Below are 23,145 nucleotides of genomic sequence, written 5' to 3'. Positions count from 1 at the left end.
TTATTGTTGCGCTGGCTGATACCAAATCGCCGAACTCACCGCCCGCTCTTGAATCGTAGCGGGTTCAGGCGCCTCAACCTGAAGCAGAGCGGCATCATAGGTAGACCAGCGCGGCGTTGGAATCTCAATAACGCGAGCGTAATACACCGCATTTAATGTGGAATCAAAATCCGGGTCCTGCCACAGCGCGGCAAGCTGGGTATCGCCAATCGTATTGGTATAAGTGGCTTTTTCAATATCAACGGTATTACCCACCGCCGGCACTTTACCCGTAACGGCATCGGGCTGACGTCCATCAGATAAGGCCACATTGTAAATCGCCTCGTGAGGCTCGCCGCCGGCATCCACCCACGCCTTAATGATCTGAATACGATCCAAATTACCGCTGAGGCTGTCCTTCATTGCCCAGACCGCAAACTGAGGAGCGCCCTTGCCCTGTACTGCTGGCAACACGCCGCCCATTGGCACGCCGCTTTTATCGGCAATGCTGACTCTGTCTTCACGCTCTAATAGATCAGACGGATACGCCCAGCCGCCAAAGAAGCGCAGCAAAATACGCGGCCCAGAGGTGGCATAAGTTTCCCGGCGGCGAATGGCATTAAAAATCGACTCGCGGGTATTTTCCTCTGCCCAAACCGCCGCTAACCCCGCCGAACTCCACTTTTTACCCACTAAAAATTCATCGGGTAGCAGCACGCTTTTGCCAAGCCGCAAACCGGCGGTACCATCCACGACCGGCAGCTTGCCGTTGTAATTGAATTCCTCGTGGGGCGTGGATGCAGTATGGCTATCGCTACTGCCGATCACGCCAAATTCAAAAGGGTTAAATCCTTCATTGTGCTGAAAACTCAGACCCGTTCTCAGCGCCCAGCGGCTATAGCTACCCTTGGGTTCAGACTTAATGGTTCTAGTAGCTAATAGCTGATCGTAAAGTTCAAAGCCGGCAAACTCATCATCCGGCGAAAGCTCGGGATGGGTTTCCGAAGCGCCCTTGCCTTGAAAGATCTCACTGACAGGCTCATTGCGATTGCGCAAATCAGCGTACGCGGCGTCAAGTTTGTCGCCATCAAAAGCCACGCTGTCATACATCCGACCACCACTGGCATTGCCATTATGGGGAATCGCTAGGGAGTCTATGCCTTGCTCACGCATGCCATCCAACCACTGCCACAGCTCGCGTGGGTCTTCTGAATCCAGGGCGCTAAACGGAGCTTGGGGAACCTGACTGTTGCGAAAAATAATATTGCGATGCAGGTTTTTACTGTCGGGCATCGAGGTCCATTCATAGCCGATAAAGGTCGTAAATCGGCCGGGGTCATTGTGCCGCTCGGCGGTATCAATCACCTGTTGCCAAGCCTTGCTGCTGACCTTATCAATATCACCGCCGCCCTCCACATTAACCGTGTAGCCGCGCATGGTTTTGATAAACATCAGGGTATTTTGTAAGGGCCCATCTTCCAGCATTCGCTGACGCAGGCTTTTCTTTTTAATTGGCGAGTCGGGATTTTGATGACGAAGCACACCCAAATACTCGGCGTGATCCGTCACTGCGGCAAAGTCGAGTGGCCGATGAATTTTTATGCCATAGCCCATGGCGTGTTCGATCTCTCCGCCCTTGGCAAAAATATACGCCTGTTCGGGTAAGGCGCGGGTTCCAGTCTTAAAACCATCGGTCGACAGGCTGGTGTGAATATGCAAATCACCCCACAGCAGATTGCGCTCAGAGTTTGCAGCCACAACGTCCTTTTTTATCGGCGCCTGCGCAGTTGCCGGATTAAATGGCGGCTGTACACTTGGATCATCAACCGGACTACAAGCTAGCTGCATCAAACCAAGAGACAGGGCGATAGCCATAGGCGTTTTGCGCAGCAAGCGCTTTGATATAGTCATAAACACACTCTTTTATTGTTTTATTGCGTTTCTATTCGTCAAGTATATTGACACTTATAGTAAAAACAAGCCGCGCCCTCTCCATTGAAATATTTTTATCTTATAAAATAGCGTTTTGTCTTTTTAACAGGGGAATACCTTGGAACGCTTTATCGAAAATTTGATGTACGGTGCCCGCTGGATTTTGGCGCCGATTTATTTTGGCCTCAGCTTGGCGTTATTAATGCTGGGTATAAAGTTCTTTCAGGAGATTTTTCACTACCTGCCACTGATCATTGAAATGAAAGAATCAGATCTGGTGCTGCTGGTATTGTCGCTGGTGGATATGGCGCTGGTCGGCGGCCTGTTGGTCATGGTGATGTTCAGCGGCTATGAAAACTTCATCTCACAACTGGACATTAACGAAGGCCGCGAAAAGCTGAGCTGGCTGGGCAAAGTGGATTCCGGCACGCTGAAAAACAAGGTTGCCGCCTCGATTGTGGCCATTTCATCCATTCACCTTTTGAAGGTGTTTGTGAACACCGAGAAGGTCGATACCGAATACCTAAAGTGGTATGTGATTATCCACCTCACTTTTGTGGTCTCGGCGTTTGCGATGGGGTATCTGGATAAAATCACCCGCAAATCCCACGGCGTAGATTAAGAGCGTGAGTAGCTAAGAGCGTGAGTAGCTAAGAGCGTGAGTAGCTAAGAGCATGAGTACCTAAGCGGGTGCGTTTGGATGCGCTGAACTAGGTTGCCAAAAGTTCAGCGCGATCAAAAGCCCCGCTCTTCCCCGGTGCGGGCAAATAACATCAGCATCGCTGCGGCCACTCCAATAATGAGTCCTGCGGTGGTTAACGGCACCAAACTACCATCAAAGGCTTGGCCAATCACATAGCCGACACCGGCGCCAATCAAGGTTGTGCAAAGGCCAATCACGGAAGATGCGGTACCAGCAATATGCCCCAGTGGTTCAATGGCAAGAGCATTGAGATTCGCGGTTAAAAAGCCGTACATCGCCATCGTCGCCATCTGCAAAGCAATAAACAGCCACAGGGATTCACCGCCGCGCAGTGCCACCGCAAGGTGGGTCGTGCTGACCAACACCAGCACCACCAATGCCATACCCGCCATACGTTGCATACCTAAACGCACTACCAGGCGGGAATTGGTGAAAGACGCCACCGCCATTGCCGAAGCGATGCAGGCAAACAGCAAGCCGAAGTGATCGCCCGCATTAAAAATATCGGCAAAGATGCGCTGCGCGGAGATGATAAAACCCATTTGCGCACCAAAAACCAAACCGACCGCCACCACAAACGACATGGTCTGCCGGTGGGAAACCGTGCTCCAAAACCCATCCATAACTGACTTAATGGATAGCGGACGCCGCTTCTCTACCGGCAGCGACTCAGGCAGCCGCAGTAGCAACCACAACAGAACCGAACCACCGCCAATCACCAATACGCCAAAGGTCCAGCGCCAAGAAGCAATCATTAATACCAACTGCCCCAACGAAGGCGCCAGAATTGGCACCGCCATAAAGGTCATCATGCTCAGCGACATGACCTTACCCAAAATCACGCCAGAGAAACGGTCGCGGGCCAAGGAAATACCAATCACTCTTGGCGCACCGCCGCCAAAGCCTTGGATAAACCGGCATACCAACAGCATGACAAAACTATTCGACAAGGTAGCCAATAAGCCCGCGACAGAAAAAACCAATAGGCCAAAGATCAATACCGGCCGCCGCCCGTAACTATCCGATAGCGGGCCATAAAACAGTTGGGAAACGCCCATACCTAACAGATAAACCGCCACCACCGATTGCGCCTGATTAGCATCGACTAAACCGTAAGCTTCGGTAATTCCCGGCAGGGCCGGCAACATCACATCAATCGCCAGCGCATTGATCGCCATACAGGCCGCGAGAAAACCGACAAATTCAGCCATTCCCAAAACCGGTGGTTTTACTTGCAACGGTGCATTCATAACAAATACTCAAAAATCGTAGAAAACGCCTTCAGCTCGCCGCCACGCGATTCCAATTAACCAGCAGCGCCTCTTTGCTTGCCATGCGTTTCAAATGCACTGCCATCACTTCTTCGGCCTGGGCCACCTGGGCCTTATCCGACAGTTCAATATTCATTTTTAAATGGCCTTCCTCCGCGTTCAGCAGGCAGCGGCCAAACGGAAAATCGATAATACCCTGTGTGCCATTCAGTGTTGCGGGCACTTTGTGGGCAAAGTGTTTACAGAGTTTTTTTAAGTAAATTTCACTGTTTTCAGCTTTAACAATGGCTTCTGTGTGCATGAAAAAAACCTCAAAGTTTCAAAATATAAAGCCGTTCGACTTCAGATGAGTTTCATTTTGTGCCAATCTACAATTCGAAAAAACAGTGATCAACTCATATTAGATATGAATAAAATCGATTTCTTATCTTTAGATGGCCGCAGCCTGCGAACCTTTTTAATGGTGCTGGAGGAGCGCTCCATCTCCAAAGCCGCCGCCCGTCTTGGCGTAACCCAATCTGCCGTCAGCCACCTTTTAGACAAGCTGCGCCTCACACTGGGCGATCCACTTTTTGTTCGCGCAGGACGCGGCATTGTGCCCACCGAGCGCGCCACTGCACTGCAGGAGCCGGTGCGGGCGGTATTAGATAGTTTGAAATCGCTGACGGATGAGCGGGTGTTTGACCCCAGAGTCAGCGCACTGGAATTCACCATTGCCGCCAATGATTTTCAGCGGGAATTAATTTTTCCCGAGTTGAATCGCCGCTTGCTCGATGAAGGCATCGACGTGCGCTTTCGGTTTACCGCCAGCGGCAATCAATCGCTGGAGCTATTACAAGAAGCCCGCTGCCAATTGGTGGTCACTCCCTACCCACCAGAAGGGCCGAATATTTTTCAGACCCGTCTGTTTGACGACAAAGTGGTGTGCTTTTATGACGCGACAAAACGCCAGCCACCCAAAAGTCGGGCGGAATTTCTGGAAGCAGATTACATAGAAGTGCGGTTTTCTGACGAGCACACCGCGATGAAAACCGTGCGCGACCATCTCGGCAAAGCCCTACAACAGGCACGCACTTCTGTTCCTAATTTTTCAGCCGTTGCGGCATTTTTAAAAGGCAGTGATCGCATTGCCACCCTACCCAGCCTGATGTCGCGGGTGAATATGCAGGATTTTGATTTTGCGCCGCTGCCCTTTAAAAGCCCGCCACTAACAATGTATATGACATGGCATCGCCGCGATCATCTCGACCCCGCCAACCAGTGGCTGCGCCAGCGAATGCTGGAATTAATGGCGGAGATACTTTAACCACATCCCCCTCAATATGAAGGATGCCTAACGGCGGTTTATTACCGACAATCGGCGTTTCAAACTCACAATAATAATGACCCACTATGAGCACAACCGAGCACGCTGCTTTTAGCCCTCTGCACGTCGGCCCGATCACCCTGCGCAACCGCTTTATCAAGTCCGGCGCCAATGAAAATATGTACCGCGCGGGATTCCCCACCCAAGCTCTGCTAAAGCATCATCGCGATTTAGCCGCTGGCGGCGTGGCCCTCACCACACTCGCCTACGCTGCCGTCGCCAAGGTTGGCCGCACCCTGCCAGATCAACTCTGGCTGCGTGAAGAAGTGCTGCCAGACCTGCAAGCGATTACCGAGGCGGTACATCAAGAAGGTGGCAAAGCCGCCCTGCAAATCACTCATGGCGGCTCATTCGTGACCAGTATTTTTGTGCCGCACCGAACGATTAGCGCTTCAAGCGGAATCAATGTCGCCGGCCTGTTTCACGGCAATATTTTGCAGCGCGCCATGAATGAGCGAGACATGGCTCAGGTTATTCAGGAATTTGTCGACGGCGCAAAACTGGCCCAGCGCGCCGGCTTTGATGCGGTGGAAATCCATATGGGCCACGGCTATCTGCTCAATCAATTTATTTCGCCACTGAGCAATACGCGCAATGATGAATACGGCGGCAGCGCCGAAAACCGAGCGCGATTTCCCGCACGCGTATTGAGCGCCGTTAAGCAGGCGGTTGGGCAAGAGATGGCCGTGATCGCCAAGATCAATGTTGCCGATGGGGTTCGCGGTGGCGCGACGGCGGAAGACGCCGCCATTACCGCGCAAGTCCTCGAGAAAGCCGGCGCCGATATGTTGGTGTTATCTGGCGGTCGCAATGTCGAATCCACCTGGTTTATGTTTGGCAGTCCTCTCAATCAGGAGGAGTTTGCCAAAGTGTTTAAGCACCAGCCGCTACAACGCTTATTGATGAAAGTCGCCGCACTGGGCACACCCAAGGGATTGAAATTTAAGGAGCGGTATTTCAGAGAGTATTCATTGAAGGTCAGAGAAGCGGTATCAATACCACTGGCCTATTTGGGCGGTGTAAAAAGCCTCGCCAATATTGAGCAAAGTTTGGAAGAAGGCTTTGACGCTGTCGCCATGGCCCGCGTCTTACTTCACGACCCGGCGCTGCCAAATAAATTTGCCAGCGGTCAACTCAAGCAATCCGGCTGTACCAATTGCAATGGCTGCGTCGCGCAGATTTACAACCGTGCCGGTACCTACTGCATTTTAAATGAACCCAATGATGCTGCACTGAATGAAATACGGGCCTCAGAAAAAATTGAGGCCCGTACGCAGCATTAATCGAGGGGCTGACTCAGCTCCAGTGTCTCGGTGATTTTTCCCTGCAATTCCGATTCACAAAATTGAGGCCGCACCCAGCCGCTCTGCGAATAGAGCCGCGTCTGATCGGCAAAATGCGGCGAGTCCGGATTGGTGCTCTGAGAATAGGTGAGAATCGTGCGCGCATCCGGACAGGCATCGCCATCAAAGCTCACCACTTGCACATAGCTGGCGCCATGCACCACGTCGGTGTAACCCGCCGCCGCATCCCATTTATTACTGATGGCATTAAAGACACCCAAGCTGCCGGGGCCGCCATGAATCGGAATAATCTCTGCACCGCGCGATTCAGTGGCGCTGGTGCGTAAACTTTCATCCATGGCTTTTCCCGCACCCTGCAAATCACTGATCGCACTGCCCAGTGCGTAATTTACATGAGGATTGAGCACGTTCAGCCCAGAGGGGGTGTAAACCGGATTATTGACGTCAAAAGGCGTTGTCCAAACATCGACAAAATTGAGCTGTGACGCCGAGGTTCCCGAGGGCACGGTGGTAATAAACAGATTCTGGGCAAAGCGCCGGAACAGCAGCGCGCCGGGGCTATCCAATTTGTCGGTGCGGTCCCAGCCAGAGAGCGCAGCGCAGGCCTCTGCGGATTGCACCGGCCCGCCTGTGCCGACCACTAAGGGCATCGCCACGCAGCCAGTAAGCAAATCATCCAGCCATAATTCCGCCGCGTGCTGACGATCGTTAAACAGCAAATCTTGCAGTTGCTGGCGAGTAAAGCGATTACCGGGCAAGCCATCTGAACCACTCAAGCGCTCCTCGACCATCACCAAGCCCAATCGAGTGCGCATGGTTCGCTCAGTGCCTTCATCACCGATAATTCGAGCAAAACCTTCCAAGGGCTCATTAGGGTTCGACAGCCAGTAACTATCATTGGAGTTGGTAACATAATCCCGCCGAAACAGGTGTGGCATTTTCGCCGGCCCAATGGTTCCCGCCTGGATCGCATCATCGTCATTCAGCCAAGCGCATGTGCTGCGCGAACCATCCAACACCGGCAAACCTAATACCGGCCCGGTAACCAACCCCAAAGGTGCGCCACAGCTAATCATCATATCGTCGCTGACATTGGGAGTGACCGAAATATCCGCGTAGAGCGCTTCACCCGCACTATCTGCAGCAATGGTATTGACCCAAGGAATGCCCTGATTGCGTTCAAGCACCGCTAATAATTCACGGCTTGAACTGGCGCGATTGGTTTCCCAAAAATGATTCACATAGCGGAAGTTAGTCGCATTGGCATCCGCCATGGCATAGGCTTCCGTTGGCAACCACGGAAATAAGGGCAAGCCCAACAAGCTGGTAAATACCGGCCCCCAGCGGCTGGTATATAGCGTGCGCTCCACGGTTTGCAGACCGCCATCCGGAACTTGTGCTTCTACGGTCAATGGCCAAGCCGTCATGTCTTCAGGCTGACCATCAACTAAATAGGACGTTGCCTGACCGGGCACCAATTGCAGGCGATAAGGGGTAAATCGCCACGCACTGGAAACGGTATGGCTCCACGCCAAGTCCTTGTTATAGCCGATGAGAACCAAAGGCACCCCGAATAAGCTGCCGCCGGTAACATCCAATTCTCCCGGAATGGTTAAATGCGCCTGATAAAAACGCTCAGTACCATTCCAAGGAAAGTGTGGGTTGCCAAGCAACATGCCGCGACCGTTCTGGGTCGCCTCACTTCCCAAGGCAATGGCATTACTGCCGATCTGTACGCCCTTCCAGCTGGCTCCCAATTGCGAGGCAATATCCTCGGGGCTGAGCGGCAGTGTCCCGAGTGAATCTGGCCCCGGCGGTTGCGCGCTACCAATGCCATCAATCGCGACTGCCGACGACCCCAGCAGGGCCAGCTGATAGAAACGCCGGTAAACGTCCATCTCGGAGATTTCACGCACCCACTCCGCGCCTCGACAGGTGGGATCAGGGAGATTATCCACCCCGGTGTCTTGCAGATACCGGTTATAGCCTTTGACGTAACCGCTGATTAATTCCCGAACTTCTGGCCGTGGCCCCGCCGGCGGCGCCAACGCCAACAGATTTTCAACCCGCTGTTCGGCGATCAGTAACTTGAAGAAAAAATCTGAATTGAGATTGTTGTTTACCGTGCCGTTGCCGGTAAATTCCCAGCTATTTTCCGGGCCAAAATACTTGCTGCGCTCGCCATTCACCGTGACATAACTATCGGCAATCGCGCAGAGGTTATCCTGCGCAAAGGCGTAGGCGTAACCAAACCCGAGGCTGATATTGTCTTGCGCTTCAATATGAACAATACCGTAGTCACTGCGACGAATTTTGGCAGCGAGTTGATCACCCTGCTCTACGTCCGGCGTTGATCCCGACACGCCACCGCCGCCACTACCGCCACAGGCGGTCAGTCCGAGAGAGATAGCGAACAAAGGCAGTACCGCCATGCGTAATGATGGCTTGCGAGATAATGTATTTTTCATTTTTTGCTACCACGAACGACACCCAATCAGGTGGGTGCATCACTGTTATTGTTGTACAACCCTAAGGAGCCGCATTATTTCAAAGCCAGCGTTACGACACAATGTGACAAATTCGCATCGTTAGACCGAGAGATTACGCCCGAAAACACAATCCAACTGGCCCTAACTGTGTTTTTGCTTCAAAATTGACGGCTATAACATTAGAACGGGGAGAGAACGATGTCCAATACCCAAGTGGTCATAAGCGGAACCGGCTTATGGACGCCCGAAAACACCATCAGCAATGAAGAATTGGTTGAGGCCTACAATGCTTACGCCACCCAATTCAACACCCAAAACGCCGCCGCCATCCAGCTAGGCGAGGTGGAAGAAAAACCCCTGTCTACTGCTGAATTTATCGAAAAAGCCTCGGGCATTAAGTCGCGCTACGTCTATGTGAAAGACGGTATTCTCGATATCGATCGCATGACGCCACGCATTCCGGTGCGCCCCGAAGAGCAGATCAGCGACCAAGCCGAGATGGCCGTTGCCGCCGCCCGCAAAGCACTGGCCGCCGCCAATAAATCGCCCGCAGATATCGATGCGGTGATTGTGTCGTGTGCCTACACCCAGCGCGCCTACCCCGCTATTGCGATTGAAGTACAAAATGAGCTGGGCATTGAAGGCTTTGGCTTCGATATGCTGGTGGCCTGTTCCGCAGCAACTTTCGCACTGCAACGCGCTTGGGAAATGGTCACCGCTGGCACTGCCAAAGCGGTACTGGTTATCAACCCTGAGCTGACCAGCCCACAATTGAATTTCCGCGACCGTGACAGCCACTTTATTTTTGGTGATGTCGCCACGGCGGTGATTGTTGAACGGGCGGACACCTGTAAGTCAGAGCACAGCTACGACATTCTCGGCACCAAGGCCGTAACCAGTTTTTCGAACAATATCCGTTCAAACTTTGGCTATTTAGCTACCGCCAACGATGATTCTGTCGCCCAGCCGCACAATTACTTCCACCAGCAGGGCCGCAAGGTATTTAAGGAAGTGTGCCCAATGGCCGCCGAGCATATTGCCACCCACGTGCAGTCTTGTGGGATTCAAGTTGAAGATATTACGCGCTGGTGGCTGCACCAGGCCAATATCAATATGAATGTGCTGATTGCCCGTAAATTGCTGGGCCGCGACCCCGAGCCAAGTGAAGCCCCCATCATTCTTGATCGCTTTGCGAATACCGCGTCAGCCGGTTCGATTATCGCTTTTAATCTGTACCATGAAGACCTGAAATCCGGCGATCACGGCTTAATTTGCTCCTTCGGCGCAGGTTATTCGATCGGCAGCCTGGTTATCCGCAAGCGCTAAACCTTTCGCTTAAACCCTCGAAACAGGGAAAGCGATCACCTCGTCAATGCGGCCTGCCTGGCAGGCCAGCATTGCCAAGCGATCAAACCCCATTGCCACGCCCACACAATTCGGCAAGCCCGACTGCATCGCTTTCAGCAAATAGCGATCAATCGGTGGCCGACTCTGCCCAGCAGCTTGGCGCTGGGCATGATCGCGGCTAATACGCCGAATCAGCTCACTGGCATCTTGCAGCTCATCGTAGCCATTGGCCAATTCCATACCCCGATAAAACGCCTCAAAACGCCTTGCCACCGGCTGGCCGGTATCATCGTCTTCGATCTTAGCCAAGGCCGCCTGAGTCGCCGGAAACTCATAGATCATGGAAATGTTTTGGGCAGGCAATGCCGGCTCGATAACCGAGGACATTAATAATTGCAGCCACAAGTCGGGATCATCGCTGTCAAAGCCCACATCCAGATGTTGCCGCGCAAGCCCGGCAAGCTCAGCCGCAGAAGCAGTGTGCGGATCAATATTCAGATATTGTTTAAAGACTTGGCGATAACTGAGTTTGTTCACCGCTGGGAAATCACCTAGCGCCAGCGCAATTACACCGGCCACCTCGTCCATAAGTTCATTTAACGAGAGTTCAGGCCGGTACCATTCCAGCATGGTGAATTCAGGATTGTGGCGCGCCCCACTTTCGCCACGCCTAAAGGCTTTGCAGATTTGATAAATCGCCCCGGAGCCAGCCACCAGCAAGCGCTTCATGGCAAATTCAGGGGAGGTTTGTAGCCATAGCGGATGTTCACCGCCAAGTGGGTTCTCGGTAGCGATGGCTTCAATATTGGGATCAGTCACCGGAGCGGAAGCGAGCAAAGGCGTTTCCACCTCCATCACCCCACGCTCGGCAAAATAGCCGCGAATGGCATTGAGCAAGGCAGCCCGTTGTTTAAGCGCATCAATAGATGCTGTGGGCTGCCAGTCGCTCATAGAGAAAGGCGTTAGCTCTTAACGCGGCTAACGTACTCACCACTGCGGGTATCGCAGCGAATCACTTCGCCTTCAGTAATAAACAGAGGGACTTTTACCGTGGCGCCGGTGCTCAGGCGAGCGGGCTTGGTGCCACCTTGCGCGGTATCACCTTTCAGGCCGGGATCGGTTTCCACGATTTCCAGCTCAACGAAGTTTGGCGGCGTTACCGAAAGTGGTGCGCCGTTATACAGCGTTACCGTGCACAAATCCTGTTCTTTCAGCCATTGTGATGCGTCACCAACCGCTTTCAAATCAGCCTGCACCTGCTCAAAGCTTTTAGGATCCATAAAGTGGTAGAACTCACCGTCGTTGTAGAGATACTCCATCTCGTGGTCCATTACGTCGGCGCCTTCCAATTGCTCGCCAGACTTAAAGGTCCGCTCCCAAACACGACCGGTGTTCAGATTGCGCATTTTTACGCGGTTAAATGCCTGACCTTTGCCGGGCTTAACAAATTCATTGTCCAGAATGGAGCAGGGCTCGCCGTCGAGCATTACCTTCAGCCCGGAACGAAATTCATTGGTAGAATAGACGGCCATGATTATCCTCTATGCTTTTTCACTATCAGTATTTTCAAAAGGCCGTAATGATACCCGCTAACACGACAAGATGGCAGGCCGATGGCCAATTGAATCGCCCCAACTGGCGTGCGCAAGACTGGCAAACCCAGTTAAGCGGTATGATTCGCGACCCAGCCGTGCTATTTGAGCGCCTGGGATTAAACCCTGCCGACCAAGCCGACTTCAGCCAAGCCCTTGAGCAATTTCCCTTCAGGGTAACGGAAGCATTTGTTGCCAAAATGGAAGCCGGAAACTGGCGTGACCCGCTGCTATTACAAATTCTGCCGCGCGGGGAAGAACAACTGATCACTCCGGGCTACAGCAATGACCCGCTTGGCGAAGCCGAGGCCAACCCGGTGCCCGGCCTGATCCACAAATACCACGGCCGGGTATTGTTAATTGCCACCTCCGCCTGCGCGGTACATTGCCGCTACTGTTTCCGGCGCAGCTTTCCCTACAGCGAAAACGCCCCCAGCCAAACCGAATGGCAGCAGGCGCTGGATTACATTGCCGACCGGCCCGATATTCACGAAGTAATTCTCAGCGGTGGCGATCCACTGGCGCTCAGCAATAGCTATCTTGAAAAACTGATCACGCGAATTGCCGATATTCCCCATATCCGCACCCTGCGCATCCATACCCGCTTCCCGCTGGTATTGCCCGCCAGAATTGAAAAGGAATTGATCAGCCTCTTTCAGCGCACCCGCTTGAACGTGGTCATGGTGATTCACTGCAATCACGCCAATGAAATAGACGAAGACACCACTCAAGCCCTAAGCCAACTCAAACACGCTGGGGTCGCATTACTAAACCAAAGCGTTATACTAAGGGGCGTCAATGACACGGCTGTCATTCAGTGCCAATTGAGTCACACGTTATTTCAAGCAGGTGTACTACCCTATTACCTGCACCTTCTTGATCGTGTGAACGGAGCAGGGCACTTTGAAGTTCGCGAGGAGCAAGCGATGACACTGCTAAATGAGCTGCGCAATCTGCTACCCGGCTATCTGGTACCCAAACTGGTCAGAGAAATCGCCGGCGAGCAGAGCAAAACTCCCGTTACGCCGTGATTGAATTATTGTCAATAAAACAATAAGTTATACTTTTTGATTAATTTATAAACTCCGGCAAAAGCGCATTATGTCCAAGTCGAGCTTACACATCCCACTCCCCGAACAAGATCGGCAGAAACTGAGCCTGTTCGAACTGGATGCCAAGTCAGTACGCGAGTGGAAAAACCAACTGCCGGTCACCAATCTTGGTGAAACCAGCCGTCAGCTTTATAAGGCGCTCGCTGAACTCAGCCACGTTAAGATCGATGGTAAAACCCGGATTGAAGTCTTGGAGAGTCTCTCTCCCATCATCCATCAAACCACCAAAAGCCTGTCTCGGTTTTACACCAATCAGCCCATTGCCCTACCCGAGAAGGCCGCGCAAATTGCCCAACTTTCAAGCACCTTAAATCGCTTGATGGCCACGGGTTACTGCCAAGTCTTTGTTGACCTTGAACACAGCAGCCGCTTTATCAAACCCAAAGACTTAATGGCGCGCGCGCTCTATCAAGCCATCAACGAATACTGCTGTACCCTGCTGCGCAATTACAAACTCTACCGCCCGGCCTCCGCTAGCTTCTGGCGCAATCTGCACAGCGTTTATCTCGCTGCCGCAGCAAACAAATTGGAAGGCGTTAAGATTCCCGAGCAGGGCAATGAAAACGGCACTATTGAATTAATGTACGCCCGTGCACTGCTTCTCTCTTGCAGCCGCACCCACCAAATTCCACAACGCTATATCGATCAGGTATTTTTCGGCCTGCGTTATTGGAGTGCTGATGCACTGATACGCCACCGCAGCCTTGAGCAATGCACCTTTCTGATTGACCCCAGCGCCGATACACCACCTATTTACCGAGAGCTTTCTCAACGGGCACCCGCCCCCGGCTGGCTTGGGCTAGACACCAGCCGCATGGAGCTAACACCGAAAGCACTAAGCAATAAGATCAATATCACCGGCAAGCAATACCATATGCCCGAAGCGATATTGATGCAGCTCTGCACCGCTTGGCGCTCATCTACCGAGCGGGCCTCAGACCGCATTGCCTGCAACGAAACCGTGCAATTCGCACTGGGCATCAATGCCAGCCATTATTTCATTGCCCACGGCAGTGATTTCACAAGTTTTCAGTATGAGCCCGGCGAAAAACAAGACATTGTTTGGGGCGAAGAACGCGATATTCCGGTTGATGTGTGGGGGTCAAATAACTCCGTTGATACACGCGACCCTGATGCAGACCCTTTTGCTAAAGGCAATCGCGAGCACTTAATTGAAGAGATCGATTACAGCCTGCCCGTTGCCAATGACCACAGTCCTAAGTCTGCCACAAAGTCTGATACCAGCTATCAAACCCTATCGTTAAAAGCTTTAGATTACAGCCCAACAGGATTCCGCCTAGAGTGGCCAGATGACGGCAGCCAAAATATTCGAACTGGCGAAGTGATTGCCGTTAAAAGCGAACAGTATGACAACTGGCGACTGGGCACCGTGCGCTGGCTGAGAAGCGACGCCAGCCATCAATTTGGTGTGCAGATTTTTTCCAGTGATTGCGAGCCGTGTAGCGCCTGCCTAGTTCAATCGGGCCTGTCCAACCGCGATTACCAGCGCGCCTTTTTACTGCCAGCGGCCAGCGACGGCACGCCGCAGCGTATTCTGCTCACCGGCATTGCCGGCTTTGAAGAAGGCCGCACCCTAGAAATTCAGCAAAATGGCTTTACCAGCCGCATTCGCCTGATTGAATCGCTTGAAAATCAGATTGCCTATAAGCTGTTCAGTTACCGCGACCTGCAACCTGCACAGGTGTATGCTGGCAAAGAAGCGCCCAAGGAAGGTAAGACAGAGGACGAGGATCAGTTTCACAAGCTTTGGGATATTCTCTAGCCCCTACAAGGGTGGGAGTTTCTCCACAGCCTGTGACTGGTGCCGAAGATTTTTTTACATTTCTCTGTAAAGTAAACCCTTTAGACGTTACCCAGTTTCCTTGATGACCATAAACCCCATAATAAACGCGTTATTTATCCAGCTCGGCGACGACGACATCAGCCAGCTCATTAGTCGCTTCCGCCAAGCTGGCAATATTGTCCGTGAACACAATGCTCACACTACCGAGCAATTACCCAAGCTGCTAGAAGATAAAGACTGGGATTTGATTTTTCTGGACGAACATCAAAACGAGATTTCGCCCAAGCAAATTCAGGACATATTGACCCGCCTGCACAAAAGTCATTTACCTATATTAATGATTTCAGATGGCGCGCAGGAACAGCAGCTCGATCCTGCACTGGCCGGCGTATTTAGTCGCGATGAAATGCCCAGACTTGTTCAAGCCTGCCAAAGAGAATTGCGCAGCCTTGCCCTACAAAGAGAGCTGGGAGCGCTACGCAAAGAGCTGGAAGCCTCCAGCCATCGTAATCAGTTACTTCTTAGCGAACATAACGATGCCATTTGCTATGTTATCGACGGCATGATTATTCACGCCAACCCCCGCTTTTGGTCCCTGCTGGGCACCGAAGAGTTGGACGGCTTCCCCATCATTGACCTGGTTCAAACCCAAGACCAAGAAGTTCTAAAAGGCCTGCTAAAAAAAGTCGAACAGGAAGAAGAAAGCCCACCGATTGAAGTGCGGTTTATCAAGGAAGAAGAATCTCTGCGGCTGAAGTGTCTGGGCTCTTTAGCCAGTTATGAGGGTGAGAGCTGCATTCAGCTCACGCTACAGGAGCAGGACTTGCAGACCGGCGGCGGGCTCACTGACATCAGTACTGGCTTTGCCTCACGCCAACACTTCCTGTCATTGTTACAGGCGTTTTTAGACGGCGAGCGCAATAATAATCACGCCATGATTATGATTGGCTTGGATGATTACAGTGAGATACGCAGCCAGTTTGGCGTGCTCGACATGGAGCAGCTGGTCAGCAATTTAAGCCAAACCCTGCAAAACAAATTGGACGTTCAACTCTGGGGGCGGCTGGCCGACGATATTTTTTGCGCGCTCAGTAAGCTGCCAAGCAATAACACGCTAGATATGGTTCAGAAACTTGGGCATACCATTGAAGGGCAAATGTTTGAAACCCATAACAAGTCCCAGCAATGCACCATCACCGGGGTGATCTATCCCATTAATCATCTGACACCACCCAGCTCGGAATTGGCCATAAAAAGCAGTTTCGGACTTCTGAAAAAGTTACAGATTGAAGGTGGCAACCGGTCTCAAATTTTCGCAAAAGATCGCCAGCAACTCACTCAGAAAAACTCGGTATCGGAAGTGGTTGCCGAAGCCATTGCCGACAAGCGCCTACAATTGCTTTACCAGCCCATGGTCAATTTGGGTGACGCCCACGGCGATTACTACGAGGTTCAGCTAGACATTAAGGACCGGGAAGAAGACGAAGTCAGTGGCGGCGAGCTGTTGCGTACCATTGAGCGCGAGCCCCACGACAATAAATTAGACCGCTGGATTGTGATGGAGGCAACCAAGCAACTTTCTCATAAGCGTCAAGCTGGAGAAGAAACCGTACTGGTTATCAACCTGAGCAGCAACGTCTTCCACGACACCGAGTTTTGCCCTTGGCTTACAGTGGCAATTCGCGCCTCCGGGCTGCCGACGGAGGCCGTGATTCTACAATTTAGCGAGCAGAGCATTGCCAGCAATTTAAAGCTGGCTTTGGACTTTAATCGTCAACTCAGTAGCCTGGGCATGAGATTAGCTGTGCGGAATTTCTGTCGCAATGAAGAGGGGAATAAATTCCTTAGCCACTTACAGCCCAGCATGGTCAAACCGGGCATTCGCAAAGAAGAGACAATTAGTAACGAAGACGTTCGCCGCTTTGTGCAGCTCGCCAAAGAGCTGCAGGCGAGAATTACTATACCCAATGTGACCAGCGCCGCCGCCTTAGCTAACCTCTGGCAAATTGGCCCCGATTTTATTCAGGGCAGTTATATCAACGAACCTCAGCCGAGCATGAGTTACGAGTTTTCCAGCTTTTAACCGCCTACAACACGTTCGCTTGGCCCGGCGCCAAATTATCACTGATGCCGAGCAGGTAAAGAATACTGTCCAAGCCAAGAGTCGAGATCGATTGCTTGGCACTCTGGCGCACAATTGGCTTGGCATGGAATGCAATGCCCAAACCGGCCGCGCTCAGCATTGGCAAATCGTTGGCACCATCACCCACCGCAATGACCTGCTCCATATCTATGCCTTCGCGCTGCGCAATTTCCTGCAATAGCTCAGCCTTGCGCTGACCATCAACAACACGGCCAACAACCTTGCCGGTCACCCGACCCTCTTCAACTGGCAATTCATTGGCGTACACATAGTCGATGCCGAGCTTACGCTGTAGATAATGGCCAAAATAAGTGAAGCCGCCGGAGAGTATCGCCGTTTTATAGCCCAATTTTTTCAGGGTAGAAATAAGACGCTCTGCACCCTCGGTAATCGGCAGGCGCTCAGCAATACCCTGTAAAACAGACTCTTCCAGACCTTCCAGCAAGGCCACACGCGCTTGAAAACTCTCGGTAAAATCCAGCTCTCCACGCATGGCGCGCTCGGTAATTTCCGCCACCTGATCGCCCACACCCGCAGCTTTAGCCAGCTCGTCAATCACCTCGGCTTCAATCAAGGTTGAATCCATATCAAAGGCGACCAAACGGCGGGTACGGCGGAACATGCTGTCTTCTTGATAGGCGATATCGATATCGGCCTCATTGGCCAGTTGCAGCAACTCGCGTCGAAAATCCGTTGGATCTTCCAAAAAGCCGCGCACCGACAACTCAACTGATGAGCGCGCCTTTTGCCGCTGATCTACGGTGCCATTTTCCAGCAGTGACACCCGGCCCGAAAGGCGTTCAATGCGATCAATATTCAGCCCGTAGCGAGCCACAATTTCCGTAACTTGCGCGATATGAAGCGCCGAAATCTGCCGCGCCAGCAAGGTCACAATATGGCGTTGCTTGCCTCGCCCAGAAACCCACTGCTCATAACTTTGAGCGGTCACGGGCAAAAAGCGCACTTGCAAACCCATAGCATGGCAGCGGAACAGCACGTCTTTCAGAATCGTCGCCGATTCAATCCCCGCTGGCACATCCACTAACAAGCCCAGCGACAAGGTGTTATGAATCACCGCCTGACCGATATCCAGCACCGTTGCATCGTGGTCGGCCAGTATGCCGGTAATAGAGCTGGTTACTCCGGGGCGATCATCCCCAGAGATATTGATCATGATAATTTCGTTCACGTGCAACACACCCACAATGGCTAAGCGCCGTATTCTACTCACTGTGAGGGCTGCACCCAAGTACCGCCAGCCCTAAGTTTTCAAGCGCAGTAATTAATCAAGGCTTCCTTTATACTTGGCCGCAGTAAAAAGATAGGAAATCACAATGCTTGGCCTGCTTCTTCGCCTGCCGCTTTCGGTTAAATGTGGCCTCGCCGCCGCCCTGCTCTGTGCTGTCACCGGGCTGACACTACTTATTAGCAGCGTTACCGCCAGCCGCCAAATCTTAGTTGAAACCACCGACCTCATTGGCAAGCAGTGGGTCGTACAACTGGCCTCGCAATCGCAACAAGCCTTATTGCGTAATGACCAAATAAGTCTGCAAGCCATTTTGCAAGATTACGCCAGCAGCCGTTTGGTTAAGCATATCCGGATCGATGATGCCGAAGGGGAAAGCCTGGCTGAAACCGGCAGTCCCAATGAGGAAGCGCTGCGCTATCAAGCGGATATTGCTGCCGATATTGGCACCTTGGGCCAAGTCTCTCTCGATCTGGACGGCAGCCGCATCACCCAAGAAATTTCTGATCTGGGCAGCACCTTATTACTACTCAGTGCCATTCTCTGCGCACTGGCCTATTCCCTAATTGCCGTGCCCATCAACAAGCTAGAAGATCTACTACAACTCGCCCGCGCTAGGCTCTCACAACCTTTGCGAGACGATCGCAGCCCCTACACAGGCGAAGATAGCCTCGGTGACTTATTGCAAGAAATTCACCAGCCGCAAATTCACCTGCTGCCAGAACAAAGTCAGCAGCAGCGCCGCTATGTCATTCTGCACTGCCAATGGCAACAACTGGCGAAGCTGCGCAAGCAGATGACCAACGAAATGTTGGAAGAGCAAATTAAAGCCGCTATCGCTCGCGCAGAAACCATCGCCCGACTCTACCAAGGTGAGTTGTTTTTCAACTACCACAACGGTTTGAGTCTGCGCTTTTATGAGCGCCGCGATGCCGATGCGCCCCTGTTTCGCGCGCTGTGTTGTGCGGAGTTATTTACCAAACTGGACAGTCTGCTGAAAGCACGATGCGCAATCGCGCCAGCAAATTTCCTCGCCGAGCCGTGGCGCGGAAAACTCATCGAAGCCGAAATTGTTGAAAACCTGCACCGCACCACGAATAGCGGCAACGGTATATGGCTTGAAGAAAGCCTGCTTGAGCACGAGGCCTTGAGTAATTGGGTCGACCGGGAGGGTCAGGAAGTGACTCAGATGTCGCCGCCCTATGACGAGCTACTAGCGCGACAACTAATTCAGCTACAACAGCTCCAATCACAGGACCAAGATTGAAAAAGCCCGGCATTTGCCGGGCTCATTTATTTAACTACTACAATTGGGCAGATTTAATCGGCCTTTATTTCCAGACCATCCACCTTCTGGAAACCTCTCGGCAATTTGTGACCACGCCGGCCACGCTCGCCCTTGTAGTGATCCAGCTCAGACATCTTCATCGACAGATGGCGCTTACCAGAAAGCACTTTTAGCGTATCGCCTTCGCGCATTAGCGCCATACCGACCATGGTTTCTTCGCCACTGGCCGCACGAGCGCCGGGAATGCCGATCATCTTATTGCCCTTACCCCGCGCCATTACCGGCAGGTCTTCGGCCGGAAACACCAGCATTCGTCCTTCATTCGTCACGGCCGCAACAAAACAATCTTGCAGATCACCGGCGGGCACCGGCTGCATAACCGAGGCCCCTTTCGGCAAGGTCAGCGCAGTTTTACCCGCACGGTTTTTGCTATTCAGGTCATCGAGTTTGGCAAAGAAACCATAACCTGCATTCGAAGCCAAAAGATACAGCGTGTCTCCTGCGCCCATCATCATGCCGCGGAAGCCAACCCCAGACGGCGGGTTAATCCGCCCCGTTAGCGGCTCGCCCTGCCCCCGCGCTGACGGCAGAGTATGCGCCGTAACGCTATAACTGCGACCGGTGCTGTCCAGAATAGTCACTAATTGATTACTGCGACCCTTGGCCGCCAGCATAAAACGGTCACCCGATTTATAGCTCAATGAGGTGGGGGCAATATCGTGGCCTTTAGCGGCACGAATCCAACCCATTTCAGAAAGCACAACGGTCACAGGTTCGGCTGAGACTAGCTCATCTTCGGCAAATGCGCGGGCCTCGGTGCGGGCAACCAGCGGCGAGCGGCGCTCATCACCAAATTCCTCTGCAGCAGCCAATAATTCTTTGCGCAGCAGGCTTTTCATCCGTCGTGGAGAACCCAAGGTCTGCTCAAGATTGTCGCGCTCGGCGGCTAGCTCTTCTTGCTCACCGCGAATTTTCATTTCTTCCAGTCGCGCCAAATGGCGTAACTTCAATTCCAGTACCGCTTCGGCCTGAGTATCGCTCAGCCCAAAGCGCTCCATCAGCACCGGCTTGGGCTTGTCCTCTTCGCGGATGATGGCGATAACTTCATCGATATTAAGGAAGGCAATCAGCAAGCCATCCAAAATATGCAAACGCGCCAACACCTTATCAAGGCGGTATTCCAAACGCCGACGGGTCGTACTTTCACGGAAGGTCAGCCACTCGCCCAAAATTTTATCCAGGCTTTTCACCTGAGGTCGGCCATCAATGCCGATCATATTCATGTTAACGCGGTAGCTCTTTTCCAAATCTGTTGTGGCAAACAAATGATTCATTACCGCTTCTTTATCAATGCGGTTAGAGCGCGGCACAATCACCAAGCGGGTGGGATTTTCGTGATCTGACTCGTCGCGCAGGTCGATGACCATCGGCAACTTTTTGGCCTGCATTTGCTGGGCAATTTGCTCCAACACTTTAGAACCTGAAGTCTGGTGGGGCAGCGCGCTGATCACAATATCATCGCCCTCTGAGTGCCAAATTGCGCGCATTTTCAGCGAGCCACGGCCCTGCTCATAAATTTTATGCAGTTCGTCTTGAGGGGTAATAATTTCGGCATCGGTGGGAAAATCCGGCCCCTTGATGTGCATACACAAATCAGCAACGCTGGCCTTGGGCTCATCAAGCAGGTGGATACAGGCACTCACCACCTCGCGCAGATTGTGCGGCGGAATATCTGTGGCCATACCTACCGCAATACCGGTGGTACCGTTTAAGAGAATATTCGGCACCCGCGCTGGCAACGTCGCGGGTTCATCAATCGCGCCATCAAAATTTGGCACCCAATCAACGGTGCCCTGCCCCAATTCACTCAGCAGCACTTCTGAATATTTGGTCAGACGCGATTCGGTATAACGCATCGCGGCGAAAGATTTAGGATCGTCTGGCGAACCCCAGTTGCCCTGACCATCAATCAAGGGATAGCGGTAGGAGAAGTCTTGCGACATCAGCACCATGGCTTCGTATACCGCACTATCACCGTGGGGGTGAAACTTACCAATAACATCACCTACGGTACGCGCCGACTTCTTGTATTTCGCCGTGGCCTTAAGCCCCAGCTCACTCATGGCGTAAACAATACGGCGCTGCACGGGCTTTAAGCCATCGGCAATGCTGGGTAAGGCACGGTCAAGAATGACGTACATGGAATAATCCAGATACGCCTTCTCGGTATAGGTTTTTAGGGGAATTTGCTCGACGCCATCGTCGCCGATCACAATATTTTCTGACATATCAAATAGTTATCTACTTAAAACACAATTCAGGACAGCAACTACCCAAACTAAGCCATATCGTTACATAGGCACTGTACGCATGATAGCTAGTGGTAATTACGAAGAGTCATTCTCAAAGGCGACTCCTATACTTCTCACCATATTACAGAGGAGTTGCAAGATGGCTAACTCAAACATCATCAACTTAGCGGACTTCCGCGAAGACAACGAACAGATGCAGATTGATGATATCAGCGCTCAGGCGTTCCTGTTTTTACAGGAGCAGGCGCAAGAACACAATCTCTCAATGCGCAAACTATTGCTGGAGCACCTCACCGGTATTGCCAGCGTGGTAAAAGCCGTTGAAGGTCTGGACGAAGCGCAAAACTGGCTGGCCAATATCAGTGCCGAGCTAAACAGCGCGGCCTTCTGATCGAGAATACCCCTTTTTAGAGATTCCACCCAGGTCTCGATACAGGCAGCCCCTAATCCACTTAGTGGGCTGTCGTTTTTAGCTTTCCACAGCGCTCACAACGGTACACCGTTACCAATTTCCCCTGCTTCACATCAAACTGCTTAGCTTTATCTACTTTCCATTTATGATGCCCCTCGCGACAAAGGGTACCTGCCTGCTTGTTAGCGGCCGGCTTACGCTTAGCAAAGGGCAGTACGTCGCCCATTCCAATCACCTCAAAATCAATTCAAAAAAGCGAGTAGATACTACCATCCCAGCCCTTACAGAATTACCATAGCCGGTCTTTTTTAACGCCAATATCGGCGCTCAGTGGAATTGCGAACAATGGAAATTGCCAAAAATAGTGTCACCAGTTTTTTTTACTCGCTGCAAGACGAACACGGCACCGAGCTGGAATCCAATTTTGGCGAGACCGCCACACTCTACCTGCACGGCGCCAACAATATTATTCCCGGTTTGGAAAAAGCCATGCTGGGTAAAACCGCAGGCGATGAGTTTGAAGTGACCCTGCCGCCCGCCGAGGCCTACGGCCTGCGCAAAGAGAACCAGCAGCAGCGGATTCCGGCCAAATATTTAAAGCACGAAGGCAAAATCAAGGCAGGCCAAATTGTGCGCTTTAATACCGATCAAGGCACACGCACCGCCACGGTAATAAAAGTAGGGAAATTTTCAGTGGATGTGGACAGCAACCACCCACTGGCGGGAAAAACACTGACTTTCAAAATCAAAATTGACAATGTCCGTGAGGCAACAGCCGACGAAATCAGCCACGGCCACGCCCACGGCGAAGGCGGCCATCAACACTAGGCCGCCAGGTCAGACTT

19 protein-coding genes are annotated in these 23,145 nt (G+C 52.2%); 10 read left to right on the top strand and 9 right to left on the bottom strand.

The features are described from left to right. Positions 1-1,890 carry a DUF3604 domain-containing protein gene (locus IB286_RS03555; RefSeq protein WP_223826061.1) on the bottom strand — a complete coding sequence of 630 codons (1,890 nt, stop codon included), beginning with the start codon at positions 1,888-1,890 and terminating at the stop codon, positions 1-3. Positions 1,891-2,029: 139 nt separating this feature from the next. On the opposite strand from IB286_RS03555, the gene IB286_RS03550 reads away from it, so the two are divergent. Then, the gene (locus IB286_RS03550; protein ID WP_190762461.1) at positions 2,030-2,533 is read left to right on the top strand and encodes a TIGR00645 family protein; all 504 of its coding nucleotides are present in this window, start codon (positions 2,030-2,032) and stop codon (positions 2,531-2,533) included. Between the two features lie 113 nt (positions 2,534-2,646). Here IB286_RS03550 and IB286_RS03545 read toward each other — a convergent pair whose 3' ends face one another. Beyond that, positions 2,647-3,864 (bottom strand): multidrug effflux MFS transporter, encoded by a 1,218-nt coding sequence (locus IB286_RS03545; protein ID WP_190762460.1) that lies wholly within the window; start codon positions 3,862-3,864, stop codon positions 2,647-2,649. A gap of 31 nt (positions 3,865-3,895) precedes the next feature. Beyond that, positions 3,896-4,186, bottom strand: coding sequence for a DUF2218 domain-containing protein (locus IB286_RS03540; protein ID WP_190762459.1), 291 nt, complete (start codon positions 4,184-4,186; stop codon positions 3,896-3,898). Positions 4,187-4,291: 105 nt separating this feature from the next. Between IB286_RS03540 and IB286_RS03535 the strand changes: the two genes are divergently transcribed. Next, a complete protein-coding gene (locus tag IB286_RS03535) occupies positions 4,292-5,191 on the top strand; it encodes a LysR family transcriptional regulator (protein WP_190762457.1) in 900 nt (299 codons plus the stop codon). A gap of 86 nt (positions 5,192-5,277) precedes the next feature. Next, positions 5,278-6,534 (top strand): NADH:flavin oxidoreductase, encoded by a 1,257-nt coding sequence (locus IB286_RS03530; RefSeq protein WP_190762456.1) that lies wholly within the window; start codon positions 5,278-5,280, stop codon positions 6,532-6,534. Here IB286_RS03530 and IB286_RS03525 read toward each other — a convergent pair. After that, positions 6,531-9,023: an acylase gene (locus tag IB286_RS03525; protein WP_190762454.1), complete on the bottom strand. Its 2,493-nt coding sequence runs from the start codon at positions 9,021-9,023 to the stop codon at positions 6,531-6,533. The genes IB286_RS03530 and IB286_RS03525 overlap by 4 nt on opposite strands. Positions 9,024-9,242: 219 nt before the next feature. On the opposite strand from IB286_RS03525, the gene IB286_RS03520 reads away from it, so the two are divergent. Then, positions 9,243-10,370 (top strand): beta-ketoacyl-ACP synthase III, encoded by a 1,128-nt coding sequence (locus IB286_RS03520; RefSeq protein WP_190762452.1) that lies wholly within the window; start codon positions 9,243-9,245, stop codon positions 10,368-10,370. A gap of 9 nt (positions 10,371-10,379) precedes the next feature. Here the strand turns inward: IB286_RS03520 and epmA are convergent, their stop codons facing one another. Next, positions 10,380-11,342 carry an EF-P lysine aminoacylase EpmA gene (epmA, locus tag IB286_RS03515; protein ID WP_190762450.1) on the bottom strand — a complete coding sequence of 321 codons (963 nt, stop codon included), beginning with the start codon at positions 11,340-11,342 and terminating at the stop codon, positions 10,380-10,382. An 11-nt stretch (positions 11,343-11,353) separates the two neighbouring features. Next, positions 11,354-11,923, bottom strand: a complete 570-nt coding sequence (efp, locus tag IB286_RS03510) for an elongation factor P (RefSeq protein WP_190762448.1) — start codon at positions 11,921-11,923, stop codon at positions 11,354-11,356. Positions 11,924-11,970: 47 nt separating this feature from the next. On the opposite strand from efp, the gene epmB reads away from it, so the two are divergent. From epmB to IB286_RS03495, 3 genes are all read left to right on the top strand, one after another. Beyond that, complete coding sequence (epmB, locus tag IB286_RS03505) at positions 11,971-13,014, top strand: EF-P beta-lysylation protein EpmB (RefSeq protein WP_223826060.1); 1,044 nt, start codon at positions 11,971-11,973, stop codon at positions 13,012-13,014. Between the two features lie 70 nt (positions 13,015-13,084). Beyond that, a complete protein-coding gene (locus tag IB286_RS03500; protein ID WP_190762444.1) occupies positions 13,085-14,878 on the top strand; it encodes a hypothetical protein in 1,794 nt (597 codons plus the stop codon). Between the two features lie 103 nt (positions 14,879-14,981). Continuing rightward, a complete protein-coding gene (locus tag IB286_RS03495; protein WP_190762442.1) occupies positions 14,982-16,982 on the top strand; it encodes an EAL domain-containing protein in 2,001 nt (666 codons plus the stop codon). A 4-nt stretch (positions 16,983-16,986) separates the two neighbouring features. Here IB286_RS03495 and serB read toward each other — a convergent pair whose 3' ends face one another. Further along, positions 16,987-18,231 (bottom strand): phosphoserine phosphatase SerB, encoded by a 1,245-nt coding sequence (gene serB / locus IB286_RS03490; RefSeq protein ID WP_317889691.1) that lies wholly within the window; start codon positions 18,229-18,231, stop codon positions 16,987-16,989. Positions 18,232-18,376: 145 nt separating this feature from the next. On the opposite strand from serB, the gene IB286_RS03485 reads away from it, so the two are divergent. Further along, positions 18,377-19,555, top strand: coding sequence for a hypothetical protein (locus tag IB286_RS03485; RefSeq protein ID WP_190762440.1), 1,179 nt, complete (start codon positions 18,377-18,379; stop codon positions 19,553-19,555). A gap of 53 nt (positions 19,556-19,608) precedes the next feature. Here the strand turns inward: IB286_RS03485 and parC are convergent, their stop codons facing one another. After that, on the bottom strand, positions 19,609-21,864 hold the full coding sequence (parC, locus tag IB286_RS03480; RefSeq protein ID WP_190762438.1) for a DNA topoisomerase IV subunit A: 2,256 nt from the start codon (positions 21,862-21,864) through the stop codon (positions 19,609-19,611). A 163-nt stretch (positions 21,865-22,027) separates the two neighbouring features. Between parC and IB286_RS03475 the strand changes: the two genes are divergently transcribed. Continuing rightward, positions 22,028-22,279: a hypothetical protein gene (locus IB286_RS03475; protein ID WP_190762437.1), complete on the top strand. Its 252-nt coding sequence runs from the start codon at positions 22,028-22,030 to the stop codon at positions 22,277-22,279. A gap of 61 nt (positions 22,280-22,340) precedes the next feature. Here IB286_RS03475 and IB286_RS03470 read toward each other — a convergent pair whose 3' ends face one another. Continuing rightward, positions 22,341-22,526 (bottom strand): hypothetical protein, encoded by a 186-nt coding sequence (locus IB286_RS03470; RefSeq protein ID WP_190762435.1) that lies wholly within the window; start codon positions 22,524-22,526, stop codon positions 22,341-22,343. 119 nt (positions 22,527-22,645) lie between these two features. On the opposite strand from IB286_RS03470, the gene IB286_RS03465 reads away from it, so the two are divergent. Continuing rightward, the gene (locus IB286_RS03465; protein ID WP_190762433.1) at positions 22,646-23,128 is read left to right on the top strand and encodes an FKBP-type peptidyl-prolyl cis-trans isomerase; all 483 of its coding nucleotides are present in this window, start codon (positions 22,646-22,648) and stop codon (positions 23,126-23,128) included. Positions 23,129-23,145: the final 17 nt, after the last annotated feature.

The sequence above is a fragment of the Spongiibacter pelagi genome (genome assembly GCF_014705705.1).
Taxonomy (GTDB): domain Bacteria; phylum Pseudomonadota; class Gammaproteobacteria; order Pseudomonadales; family Spongiibacteraceae; genus Spongiibacter; species Spongiibacter pelagi.
The sequence above is the reverse complement of the archived record's forward strand: the minus strand, read 5'-3'. Positions and strand labels throughout refer to the sequence as shown.